Origin of the sequence: Amycolatopsis sp. MEPSY49 (assembly GCF_051337345.1) — a bacterium.
Taxonomy (GTDB): domain Bacteria; phylum Actinomycetota; class Actinomycetes; order Mycobacteriales; family Pseudonocardiaceae; genus Amycolatopsis.
In genome coordinates this window covers 58,935-70,394 of the sequence record NZ_JBDLYJ010000016.1, presented here as the reverse complement: position 1 = coordinate 70,394, position 11,460 = coordinate 58,935, and the positions used below count along the sequence as shown (strand labels likewise).

Genomic DNA, 11,460 nt, shown 5'->3' with positions numbered 1-11,460 from the left:
GGCAAGGGACATGCCACCTGTGACGCGGGACGACCCGTACGCCGCGTATAACTTCCTGGTCATCGTGACCAACGTCAGCGACGACGGCGTCGCGGTGAGCGGGTCGTTCACCGAAGCCAGCGGGTTCGACATCGAAATGCCGGTGATCGAGTACCGCACCGGCAGCGAGGACATCACGGTCCGCAAGCTCGTGGGGCTCAAGAAGTTCCCGAGCGCACTGACGTTCAAGCGCGGGGTCACCGGCCACATCGGCTTCTGGAACTGGGTGAAGGAGGCCCTCGACGGCCGGGTGCGGCGCACGTCCGGCTCGGTCGTCATGCTCGACGAGAACCGCCAGGAGGTCATGCGCTGGAACTTCGACCGGGCCTGGCCGACGAAGTACACCGGACCGTCGTTCAACGCGACCAAGAACGAGATCGCCATGGAGACGCTCGTGCTGGCCGTCGAGAGCTTCGGCATCGACGCGTGATGGCCGGCTCGGCGCTTCCCGGCGTCTCCCTGACCTTCGACCGCGCGGCCACCGTCGACGAGCCGCTGCGCACGGACGTGGCCGTGTTCCTCGGCCGCACCCGGCGCGGCCCGGTCGGCCGGCCCGTGCGCGTCGAAAGCTGGAACGACGTCGTCGGCGGGTTCGGGCCCCCGGACGGCACGTCGGCGACGCCGTACGCGCTGCGCGGGTTCTTCGAAAACGAGGGCGCCGCGGCGTGGGTGCTGCGGGTGTCCGGGCCCGCCGAGCCGGCCAGTGCACTGTGGACGGACGGCTTCCGCGTGGTGGCCGCCAGTCCCGGGGCGTGGGCGAACGGCGGCCGGGTCACCGTGCGGTACCGGGCCAGCAGCGTCGCGGGGCCGCCGACGGTCACCGTGCGGGTGCTCGTGCCCGGTGAACCGGCGGAGAGCTTCGCCGGCATGGCCCCCGGGGAGGTCGTCGACCGGGTCGCCGCGTCCCGGCTGATCCGGGTGGTCCCGGCCGGCGGGGCGGACCCGATCCCGCCGGACGCGCCGATCTCGCTGTCGTGGGACCTGACGCTCACCGGGGGCACGGACAGCCCGCCGGGCCGCGCCGACTACGCGGCGGCCGTGCTCACGCAGGCCGAAATGCCGGAGCCGGCGCTGGTGGCCCTGCCGGACCTCGGCACCGACCTCGCCGGCGACGACCACACGGGCCTGGTGCTCGACCTGCTGGGGACCGTGGCGCCGCTGCTGGACCGGCTGGTGCTGCTGGATGTCCCACCGGGCAGGTCCACCGTGGACGAGGTCGTGGACTGGACCGGCGCGCTGGCGGACTTCGGCGACGAGGCGCTGCTCGCCGCGGCGGCGGTGTACCACCCGCCGCTGCGGGCGCCGTCGCTCGACGGCACCGGGCTGCGGACCGTCCCGGCCTCCGGGCACGTCGCCGGGCTGGTCGCGCGGCTCGACGCCGAGCGGGGCGCCGCCGAGACCCCGGCGAACGCCACACTGCTGGACGCGGTCGACCTCGACGTCGAGTACCCGGAAGCGCAGCAGGTCCGGCTGTTCGAAGGAGGCGTCGACCTGGTGCGGTGCGTGCGCGGCCGCGGGCTGGTCGTGTGGGGCGGGCGGACGCTGTCGGCCGACCCGCGCCGGGTGTACGTCGCCCACCGGCGGCTGCTGCACCTGCTCGTACGGGCCATCCGGCGGGCCGTCGCGCCGCTGGTGTTCGAGGTGAACTCGCCGGAGCTGCGGCTGTCGCTGGTCCGCGCGATCACCTCGGTGCTGCTGGAGGCGTTCCGCACCGGGGCGCTCGCCGGGACCCGGCCGGAGGACGCGTTCCGCGTGGTGTGCGACGAAACCAACAACCCGCCGGAGCAGGACCCCGGCCAGGTCGTCTGCGAGATCGACGTCGCACCGGCCGTGCCGATGGAGTTCATCGCGCTGCGGCTGGTGCTCGGCCAGGACCGCGGGCTGGAGGTGATCGAGCGGTGACCACCCCGGTCGACCAGCTGCTCGCGCTGAACGAGCCGCTGGGCAAGTTCCGCTTCCTCGTGACGCTCGCCCCCGCGGACGTCTACCTGCCGCCGGCGCAGGCCCTGCTGCTGCAGGTCGTGGCGGCGGGCGCCTTCCAGGAGGTCACCGGGATGGGGGCGCAGCTGGAGGTGGTGACCTACGCCGAGGGCGGCCGCAACGACTCGGTGCGCCGGCTGCCGCTGCGCCACTCGTGGAACCCGATCACCCTCAAGCGCGGCGTGGTCCGCGACCGGCTCCTCTGGTCCTGGTACGAGACCGGCCTGCACGACTCGCTGGGCGCCCGCCGCGACGGCGCGGTGATCATGCTCGACGAGGCGGGGCTGCCGGCGAAGTCGTGGATCTTCCACGGCGGCCTGGCCGCCAAATGGACCGGCCCGGACCTGCACGCCGAGCAGAACGCGGTCGCGATCGAGCAACTGGAAATCGCCCACGAGGGCCTGACGGCCGTCCTCTAGGGGACAGCGCTTTTAGGAGACACAGCGTGCCCAAGAACCTGATCATCCACAACCTCGAAGTGCGGTTCCAGGTGGAAGGCGACGACGGGGCCCTGTTCGCGCGGCTGTTCAACAAGCACATCCAGGCGTGGTCACGGCTCTACGAAGAAGAGTGCGCGCGGGCCGAGCGCAGCGACAACGACCGCAGCCTCGGGGACAGTGGGGGCCGCCGGTGAGCATCACCCCGTTTTCGCTGGTGAGCCAGGGCGCCGACGCACACCTGGAGATCGAGCAGCCGGCGAACCCGCAGGACGTGCCGAAGCGGATCCCGCTGAAGTTCAACCCGACCGAGTACAAGCTGAGCAAGAGCAACACGTTCGCCGAGATCACCATCCCCGGTCTCGAAACGCCGCCCATCCAGTACATCCGGGGCGGCAGCGAATCGCTGTCCGTGCAGGCGCTGGTGGACACCTCCGACACGCTCGACGACGTCCGCGAGTCCTATGTGGACAACATCCGGAAGCTGCTGCGGCCGCAGAACACGCTGCACGCGCCGCCGATCGTCAAGTTCGTCTGGGACAGGACGGTGTTCCGGGGCGTCGTGGAGAAGCTGGACGTCAACTACGTGCTGTTCGCCAAGAACGGCGTGCCCCTGCGGGCCCAGCTCGACCTCACGCTGAAGGAGTACCGGCCGGCGAAGGAGCAGGCCAACGACCCGCCGCGGTCGTCCCCGACGGTCGAGAAGAGCTACGTGGTGCGCCGCGGCGACACCTGGGACCGCATCTCCGCCGCCGTCTACCGGCGCCCCGACGCGTGGCGGGAACTGGCGCGCGCCAACGGGATCTCCGATCCCCGTGACCTGCGGCCGGGGCTGGTGCTGACCGTGCCCCGGCTGCCGTGAGCGGGGGTGTGCGATGACCGCGCCGGCGGGCACGAAGCCCGAGATCGCCGACCCGGACCGCTACGCGCCAGGGTTCGAAGTGGTCATCGACGGTCTCCAGGCCGACCCGACCACTCGCAACGACATCCTCGACATCAAGGTGCACCGCGACCTCGACGAGATGTCCGGCTTCGACCTGGAGCTCAACAACTGGGACGACGTCACCTTGAAGTTCAAGCACAGCGACTCCGAACAGCTGCGCATCGGCACCCGCGTGTCTGTCCGGCTCGGCTACGCCGACCAGCTGCTGACCGTCGGAACCGGGACGATCAGCTCGCTCGCGCCCAAGTTCCCGGACGCCGCGTCGCCGACCGTCTCGATCACCTGCGTGGACGGGATGCTCGCGCTCAAGGACCGCAAGCCCACCAGGGAAGAGGACAAGAACTTCGTCGGCAAGACCGACTGGGAGATCGCCGAGCAGATCGCCCGGCGCAACAAGCTGGCGTTCAAGACGACCCACGAGGGCCCGCGCCACGACCTCGTGGTGCAGAAGAACCAGTCGGACGCGCAGTTCCTGATGGAACGGGCGAAGCGGATCGACTTCGACTGCTACATCCTGCCGGATCCGAGGACGGGCGAGCAGACGCTCTACTTCATCAAGCCCACCGACGGCCGCGACAGCGGTGCCATCCGGGTGTTCCGCCTCGCCTACAGCCCGGGCCTGGCCACCGGGCCGAGCGGGCAGCCGGCCGGGCTGGTCCCGAACCTGCTCGACTTCACCCCGACGATGACCGTGTCCAACCAGGTCAGCAAGCTCACCGTGCACGGCTGGGACCCGGTCAAGGCGGAGCCGATCGAGTACGTCGCGACCGCGAAGGACCTGCCCGGCGGGCAGAACCAGAGCGACGGGCAGAGCGGGCCGGAGGCGGCGGACAGCGCGGCGGGCGGGCGGCAGGAGGTGGTCGTCGACGCGCCGGTCCTCAGCCAGGAAGAGGCCAAGGAGCTGGCGATCGCGCTGCTTCGCGAGCGGGCGTACGAGTTCATCACCGCGACCGGCCGGGTGGCCGGGCTGCCGGAGCTGCGGCCGGGGGACAACCTGGAGATCTTCGGCCTCGGCAAGCGGTTCTCCGGCACCTACTTCGTCAAGCGCGTCGAGCACGCCCTCAACTCCAGCGGCTTCTTCACCACGTTCACCGGCCGGAAGATCTTCCAGGGGGACAGGAAATGACGGCGATGCCCCGGGCCATGGCGACCGACCGGCGCTTCTACGGCGTCGCGCCGGCGGAGGTCGTGCAGAACGACGGCGACGACGAGGGCCGCGTGAAGGTCAAGTACTACTGGCTGGACGGCGGCGCGTCGATCAGCCCCTGGATCCGCGTCAGCCAGCTGTACGCGGGCGCCGGCTACGGCTCGGTGTTCGTGCCCGAGGTGGGCGACGAGGTGCTGGTCGCGTTCTTCCAGGGCGACATGCGGCAGCCGTACGTGCTGGGCGGGCTCTACAACGGCAAGAAGAAACCGCCGGTCGCGCACAAGGACGGCGCCGACCAGAAGATCATCCGCACCAAGGCGGGGCATCGGATCCTCTTCGACGACAAGGAGAAGGAGATCACCATCAGCACCGCGTCGGGGGCGACGGTGGTGCTCAAGGACAGCGGCGAGATCACCGTCGAAGCCAACACCGTCACGGTCAAGGCGTCCGACGTCGACCTCGGTGGTGGCTCGACCGAACCGGTCGTGCTCGGCAACGCGCTGCTGCAGGCGTTCGTCCAGCACACCCACCCGGCGCCGGGCGGCGTCACCGGTCCCGCGACGCCGCTGCCGCCGTCCGTGCTCGCGAAGAAGGTGAAGGCGACGTGACCGAACCCTTCCTCGGCACCGGCTGGCGGTTCCCGATCCTGCCCGACGAAGCCGGCCGGCTCGCCTACGCCGTCGGCGAGACGAGCATCGAACACTGCCTGCGCGCCCTGCTGCTCACCGCCACCGGCGAACGCGTGATGCGGCCCGACCTCGGCACCACGGTGAGCGAGTCGGTGTTCGCACCCGGCAGCGTGCAGAACCTGCGCGAGCTGGAGCGGTCGGTCGCCGACGCGGTGCGCGACTTCGAACCGCGGGTCGAGCTCTCCGGCGTGCTGGCCGAGGCCGACCCGGCCGACGAATCCCGCGTGACGATCTCGGTCGAGTACCGGATCCGGCGCACCAACACCAAGGCCAACCTGGTGTTCCCGTTCTACCTCGGGATGACGGGAACCACGCCATGACCCTGCCCGTGCCGAAGCTCGACGACCTCACCTGGGCCGACCTGATGGCCGCCGTCACCCGCCGCATCCCGGCGGAGTCGGACGGCACGTGGACGCTGCACGCGCCCGTCGACCCCGGCGTCACGCTCCTCGAACTGTTCGCCTACCTGCTGGAACAGCGGCTCTACTGGCTCGACCAGGCCCCCGACGAGCTGGTCGTCGCGATCCTGAAGCTCCTGGGCCTGGACCCGCCGCGGCCCGCGCAACCGGCGTCGACGGTGCTGGCGCTGACGCCCGAGTCCGACGACCCCGCCGACGTGCCCGCGGGCACCGTCTTCGCCCGGGATCCCGCCGCGGCCATCCGGTTCAGCCTCGACGACGACGTCACCGCGTTCCCGGTCGAGGGCGAGGCGGCGGTCTTCACCGACCGCGACCACACCACGGACCTGTCGGCCCGGCGCGGGGTTCCGCTGCTGGCGAGCGACGGTTCCGCCGCGTCGGCCCGCTTCACGCTGCCGCTGACCGGTGCGCACACCACGACCGGCTGGCTGTCCGTGCTCTTCGAGCTGGACTCGCCGGTGCCGCCGTCCTGGTCGCCGCTCGCGGCCGCCGCCGAGCCACCCGCCGAGCTGACGTGGTCGTGGTTCCGGCCGTCCGGCGACGCCTCCGGGCCGTTCGAGGAGGTCCAGGACGGCACCGGCGGGCTGCGCCGGTCCGGGGTGGTGCGGCTGCGGCCGCCGGCCGGCTGGTCCACAGTGGCCAGAGGACTGCAGGTGTCCACTCCGGCGGCGACCTACGCGGCGGCGCCGCGGCTGCTGCGGCTGGCGGTCAACGTCTCCGCGGCCCGCCACCTCGAACACCGCACGGAGTCCGGGTTCACGGACCAGACCGGCGAGTGGCTGAAGCTGCCCGGCCAGCGTCTCGTGCTGCCCGACGCCGCCGGCCGGCTGCTGACCGCGGCGCTGAAGCTCGCCGGCGAGGACTGGACCTCGGTGGCGGACTTCACCTTCGGCACGTCCCGCGACCGCGTCTTCCGGCCTGCCCGGGACGACGGCGCGCTCGTGTTCGGCGACGGGCTCACCGGCCGCATCCCGCGTCCGGACGGCGACACGGTCGTCGAGTACACGATCGGCGGCGGCCGCGACGGCAACGGCGGTGTCACCGGCAACTGGCTGCCCGTGACGGCGGATGCCCCGGTGCGCGCGGCGAACCTCGTCCAGGCCGACGGCGGCGCGGACCCGGAAACCGTGGCCCAGGCGCGCGACCGGGCCGCGGGCGCGCTCGGCGAAGTGACCCGGGCGGTCACCGCCGAGGACTTCGTCACGCTGGCGGTGACGACCCCCGGCGTGGCGGTCGGCCGGGCGTACGCCGCGCTCGGTGAGCACCCGGGCTTCCCGTGCGCGCGGGTGCCCGGCGCCGTGACCGTCCACATCGTCCCGTCGGTGCCGCCCGGCGTCGTGGCCCCGCGACCGGATCCGGGCATGGTGTGCGCGGTCGCCGGACGGCTGGCGGAGGCACGGTTGCTGACGGCCGAAGTGTTCGTGCGCGCCCCGGCGTACCGCGACGTGCGGTTGCGCGTCGACCTGTCCGGCACGCCGGCCGACCGGGTCGAAGTGTCCACAGTGGTCGGTGGCGGGCTGCGCCGGTTTCTCGACCCATTGGTCGGTGGCGACGACGAAACAGGTTGGCCGTTCGGCGAGGCGCTGCGTCCCTCGGCGTTGCTGCGGGCCGCCCAGCAGGCGCTCGGCGACCTGGCCGACGTGACCGCCGTCGCGATCGGCATCGACGGCGCCGCCCCGGCCGAGACGTGCCACGACGTCGAGCTGCGCGCCGGTGATCTGCCCGTGGTGCGGGAAGTGCGCACGCGCGTGGTGCCCGCTGCCGAGCCGGGGGAGGGCTTGCTGTGACCGACGTCTGGTGGGCCCGCGACTCGGGCGGAGACGCGCGCATGGTCCCCGGCCCCGGCCCGTCCGGGGTGCAGCCGGAACTCGTCGACGCGACGCGGGAAGCGGTGCGGGCCGCCGTGCGCGATCGCCTCCCCGGCTACACCCCGGACTGGACCAACCCCGACCGGCAGGACGCCGGCGTCGCGCTCGTCCGGCTCTTCGGCACCCAGGCCGAACCCGTGCTCGCCCGGGTCAACCGGCTGCCGGAGAAGATCCTCGCGGAGCACCTGAACACCTCCGGCGTGCGCCGCCGCCCGGCCACCGCGGCCGCCGCGCTGCTGGAGTTCACCGTGACTCCGCCGGACGGCGCCTCGGTGCTCGTGCCCGCCGGCTTCCAGGCCGCCGCGTCCGGCACCGACGGCGACATCGTCTTCGAAACCGGCCAAGACCTCTACGCCACCCCCGCCACCCTCGCCGTGCTCGCGGTGCAGCGCGGCGGCGCGCTCGAACCGGTCCCGCTCGGGCCCAGCGGCCCCGGCCGCCCGTTCCCGCCGTTCGGCACCGAACCGCAGCCCGGCAACGCCCTCTGGCTCGGCCTCGACGGCACCGCCGGCCCGTTCCCCTCGCTGTCGCTGGGGTTCGTGATCGAGGCCGCGGCGCCGACGCCCGCGGCGGCCGGGGGGCTCACCCCGCCGCCCGTCGCGCCCCAGCCGCTGCTGCGCTGGGACGTGCTGGACGGTGGCCGGTTCGTCCCCGCCGAAGTCGTCCGGGACGAGACGCAGGGGCTGCGCGCCGGCGGCACGATCGAGCTGCGGCTGCCGCGTACCTGGGCGCCCGGCCGGCCGCCGACCGCGCGGCCCGGCCCGGCGCTGCGCTGGCTGCGGCTGCAGGTCACGAACGGCCTCGTCACGGTCGCGCCGCCGCTCGTGTCGGGGCTGCGGCTGAACACCGTCGCCGCCACCGCCGCCCGCACGATCCGCGACGAGCCCCTGGAACCGATCCAGGACCCGGCGACGCCGTCCGAACGCCGGCAGCTGCGGCTGAGCCAGGTCCCGATCCTCGCCGGCAGCGTCGTGATCGAGGTCGACGACGACCCGGGCACCGACCTTTTCGGGACCACCGACACCGCTTTTCGGGGGTTCCGGGTGGCGGAGCCCCCGGCCCGGGGCGAAGCCCCGGCTGTCACAGCGAACGCGTCGCGGTGGCAGGAGGTGCCGAGCCTCGCCGCGTACGGGCCGGACGACCGCGTGTTCGTCGTCGACTACGACACCGGGATCGTCACCTTCGGCGACGGCGTCAACGGCGCGCCCGTGCCGCCGGGCTTCCGCAACGTCCGGGCCGTGCGGTACCGCGTCGGCGGCGGCGCGGCGAGCGCGGTCGCGGCCGGTGCCGTCAACGGCGTCGTCACCGCGCGGCCGTTCGTGACCGGCGTGACCAACCCGTTCCCGGCCACCGGCGGCGCCGACGCCGAGCCGGACGCCGACGTCGTCCGGCGCGGGGTGGGGGAGCTGCGGTCCCGAGGCCGCGCCGTCACCCCCGCCGACTACGGCCTGCTGGCGCTGCGCGCGCCCGGCGCCTCGATCGCCCGCGCGCACGGCGTGCCCGGCCTGCACCCGGACTTCGCCGGCGCGCCCATCCCCGGGGTCGTCGGCGTCCTCGTGGTGCCGCCGATCGAGGCGGGCGCGACCGAGCCGCCCGTGCCGGCCGCCGAAACCCTGCGCGCGGTGGCCGCGTACCTCACCCGCGAGGTGGCGCCCGCCGGCATCACGGTGGTCACCGGCCCGGTCGCGTTCCGGCGGGTCGCCGTCGAGGCCCGGGTCGTGCTCGACGCGGACCAGGACCGGGCCGCTGTCCTCGCGAGGGCGGCCGACGCCGTGACCACCTACCTCGATCCGTTGCGCGGCGGGGAGGACGGCGGCGGGTGGCCGTTCGGCGGCGCGGTGCGCCACACCCCGCTCGTGCGCCGGCTGCTGTCGGTGGACGGCGTCCTGGCGGTGTCCGGGCTGTCGCTCACGGCCGACGGGCTGCGGCTGCCGCCGTGCGCCGACCACCCGATCCCGCCGGACGACCTGGTGTGGCCGGAACGCCCGCTGCTGATCCCGGTGGAGGAGTCCCCATGACCTGTGCCCCGACCACCGTCACGTTCCGGCTCCTCGACGACGTCGTCGGGTGGGACCAGGACGCGGTGGCGAACATCGTCGGCTTCGAGGACGAGACCGGCGTCCGGCTCGCCTACGCCGGTTCGGACCCGGACGGGCCGACGCGGACACAGCTGCTGCCGTGGTTCCCCGACCCGCGGCTGGCACCCGGCTGCGGGCCGTGCGGCTGGTTCCTGCTGGCCGGCAAGCGGTTGCTGCGCCGCGACACCTGCGCCGGCGGCTGGCGGCCCGTCTGGGCCCCGTACTGCGACCCCCGGCTGCTGCACGAGCCGGCCGTGGTGGCCGCGCGCGGGCACCGCGTCGCCGTCGTCGACTCGGACCGGGTCTTCGTGTGGCGCAACGAAGGCGACCACCTGACCGCGGTGATCCCGCTGTGGCACGCCACGGTCGTCGCGCTCGCGCAGGACGAGCAGGTGCTCGTCGCCCGCGCCGGCCGCGACCGGCTGTGGCGGTACGGCGCCGACGGGCGGCTGTGCGAGGTCGTCCGGACGCACGTTCGCGGCGAGATCATCGGGATCCGCACCGGACCGGGCCGCACGATCTGGCTGCTCACCGAGGAGAACAGCCGGTTCCGGATCTACCGCGACGGGTGTGAGTCCACAGTGGACGAACTCGCCGCCGCGCTGCCGCCCAGCGCGCTCGTCGGCGCGGACGACGACGGCTTCTGCCTGCGGGAAAAGGGACCCGACGGCGACGTGACCTCCTGCTACGACTGGGAAGGCGAGCCGCGCGACGAACCGGCGCCGACATCGGGGCAGTTCGCTACCGAGGGCAAGTTCACCACCCGCCGGATCGACAGCGGGATCTCGCGCTGCCGCTGGCACCGGGTGCGGGTCGAGGCCGACGTGCCGGCGGGCACGGCGGTGTCCGTGGCGGTCGTCGTGTCGGAGGACGGCAAGTTCGCCGCGAGCGACTGGCAGACCGCACCCGCCGGCGTCACCGACTTCCTCGTCGACCAGCCACCCGGCCGCTACCTCACGGCCCGGGTGGCGCTGTCCGGCGACTCGTCGGCGACGCCGGTGCTGCACCGGATCCGGCTCGACTTCCCGCGCTCCACCAGCGCGGACCTGCTGCCCGCCGCGTTCCGGCAAGACCCGGCGGCCGACGACTTCACCGAGCGGTTCCTGTCGCTGTTCGACGCCACCACGGCCGAGATCGACCGGGTCGTCGAGCGCTACCCGGCGCTGCTCGACCCGGCGGGCGTGCCGGACGGGGCGCTGCCGTGGCTGGCCGGGCTGCTCGGCCTGTCGTTCGAGGCGGGCTGGGACGCGGACACGCGCCGGAAGCTGATCACGGCCGCGCCCGAGCTGTACCGGCGGCGCGGCACGCCCTGCGCCCTTAAGCAGGCGATCAAGATCGTCTTCGGCGTGGAGCCGGTCGTCGACGAGCTGGCCGACGACCGCCACTGGGCGCAGGTGCGCGCGACGGCGGCCCCGCCGTCGGCGCGCGGCCTCGGCTCGGTGCGGCTGTTCGGCCGCTCGTCGGCGCGGCTGCGGCTCGGCACCTCGACGCTGGGCGGGGCGCCGCTGCGGGCGTTCGGCGACCCGGACACCGACCCCCTCACCGAACACGCCCACCGGTTCCGCGTCCTGCTGCCCGCCGGCGCGGCCGACGAGGACGCGGTGCGGCGCCTGGTCGTCCGGCAGGCGCCCGCGCACACGAGGGGGTCGGTGCGCGTCGGCGGGACGGGGTTCGTGGTCGGCACGCGGTCGACGGTCGGGGTGGACACCGCGTTCGTCCCGCTGCCGCCGCCGGTGGTGGGCGGGGCGCGCTTGAACCACGACGGAGTACTGAGACCCGGGCCACGGGGTGCCCGCCACGGCGTGGGCGTCGGCGTGGTGTCCGCGGTCGGGGTCCACACGCGAGTGTCTTGAGAGGACA

At 73.7% G+C, this 11,460-nt stretch carries 11 protein-coding genes; all 11 read left to right on the top strand.

Going from position 1 to position 11,460, the window contains the following annotated elements:
- Positions 1-10 precede the first annotated feature (10 nt).
- The 11 genes from ABFJ78_RS43335 to ABFJ78_RS43285 are packed head-to-tail and all read left to right on the top strand — an operon-like array spanning position 11 to position 11,453.
- Positions 11-469: a phage tail protein gene (locus ABFJ78_RS43335; protein ID WP_436393275.1), complete on the top strand. Its 459-nt coding sequence runs from the start codon at positions 11-13 to the stop codon at positions 467-469.
- Complete coding sequence (locus tag ABFJ78_RS43330) at positions 469-1,941, top strand: phage tail sheath subtilisin-like domain-containing protein (protein WP_436393274.1); 1,473 nt, start codon at positions 469-471, stop codon at positions 1,939-1,941. Before ABFJ78_RS43335 ends, ABFJ78_RS43330 begins: the two co-directional genes overlap by 1 nt.
- A complete protein-coding gene (locus ABFJ78_RS43325) occupies positions 1,938-2,438 on the top strand; it encodes a phage tail protein (protein WP_436393273.1) in 501 nt (166 codons plus the stop codon). The genes ABFJ78_RS43330 and ABFJ78_RS43325 overlap by 4 nt, the downstream gene beginning before the upstream one ends.
- Positions 2,439-2,464: 26 nt before the next feature.
- Entirely contained in the window at positions 2,465-2,653 is a 189-nt protein-coding gene (locus ABFJ78_RS43320; protein ID WP_372661946.1) for a putative phage tail protein, read from the top strand.
- Positions 2,650-3,318: a CIS tube protein gene (locus tag ABFJ78_RS43315; protein ID WP_436393272.1), complete on the top strand. Its 669-nt coding sequence runs from the start codon at positions 2,650-2,652 to the stop codon at positions 3,316-3,318. Before ABFJ78_RS43320 ends, ABFJ78_RS43315 begins: the two co-directional genes overlap by 4 nt.
- A gap of 13 nt (positions 3,319-3,331) precedes the next feature.
- A complete protein-coding gene (locus tag ABFJ78_RS43310; RefSeq protein WP_436393271.1) occupies positions 3,332-4,525 on the top strand; it encodes a phage late control D family protein in 1,194 nt (397 codons plus the stop codon).
- Complete coding sequence (locus tag ABFJ78_RS43305; RefSeq protein WP_436393270.1) at positions 4,522-5,154, top strand: phage baseplate assembly protein V; 633 nt, start codon at positions 4,522-4,524, stop codon at positions 5,152-5,154. The genes ABFJ78_RS43310 and ABFJ78_RS43305 overlap by 4 nt, the downstream gene beginning before the upstream one ends.
- Complete coding sequence (locus tag ABFJ78_RS43300) at positions 5,151-5,555, top strand: GPW/gp25 family protein (protein WP_436393269.1); 405 nt, start codon at positions 5,151-5,153, stop codon at positions 5,553-5,555. The genes ABFJ78_RS43305 and ABFJ78_RS43300 overlap by 4 nt, the downstream gene beginning before the upstream one ends.
- Positions 5,552-7,441: a hypothetical protein gene (locus ABFJ78_RS43295; protein WP_436393268.1), complete on the top strand. Its 1,890-nt coding sequence runs from the start codon at positions 5,552-5,554 to the stop codon at positions 7,439-7,441. The genes ABFJ78_RS43300 and ABFJ78_RS43295 overlap by 4 nt, the downstream gene beginning before the upstream one ends.
- Entirely contained in the window at positions 7,438-9,540 is a 2,103-nt protein-coding gene (locus tag ABFJ78_RS43290) for a putative baseplate assembly protein (RefSeq protein ID WP_436393267.1), read from the top strand. Before ABFJ78_RS43295 ends, ABFJ78_RS43290 begins: the two co-directional genes overlap by 4 nt.
- On the top strand, positions 9,537-11,453 hold the full coding sequence (locus tag ABFJ78_RS43285; RefSeq protein ID WP_436393266.1) for a phage tail protein: 1,917 nt from the start codon (positions 9,537-9,539) through the stop codon (positions 11,451-11,453). The genes ABFJ78_RS43290 and ABFJ78_RS43285 overlap by 4 nt, the downstream gene beginning before the upstream one ends.
- Positions 11,454-11,460: the final 7 nt, after the last annotated feature.

Bases quoted from the DNA above. Each gene is read 5' to 3' on its own strand.
- ABFJ78_RS43295 (WP_436393268.1), top strand. From the start codon at position 5,552: ATGACCCTGCCCGTGCCGAAGCTCGACGACCTCACCTGGGCCGACCTG.
- ABFJ78_RS43310 (WP_436393271.1), top strand. From the start codon at position 3,332: ATGACCGCGCCGGCGGGCACGAAGCCCGAGATCGCCGACCCGGACCGC.
- ABFJ78_RS43285 (WP_436393266.1), top strand. From the start codon at position 9,537: ATGACCTGTGCCCCGACCACCGTCACGTTCCGGCTCCTCGACGACGTC.
- ABFJ78_RS43305 (WP_436393270.1), top strand. From the start codon at position 4,522: ATGACGGCGATGCCCCGGGCCATGGCGACCGACCGGCGCTTCTACGGC.
- ABFJ78_RS43330 (WP_436393274.1), top strand. From the start codon at position 469: ATGGCCGGCTCGGCGCTTCCCGGCGTCTCCCTGACCTTCGACCGCGCG.
- ABFJ78_RS43335 (WP_436393275.1), top strand. From the start codon at position 11: ATGCCACCTGTGACGCGGGACGACCCGTACGCCGCGTATAACTTCCTG.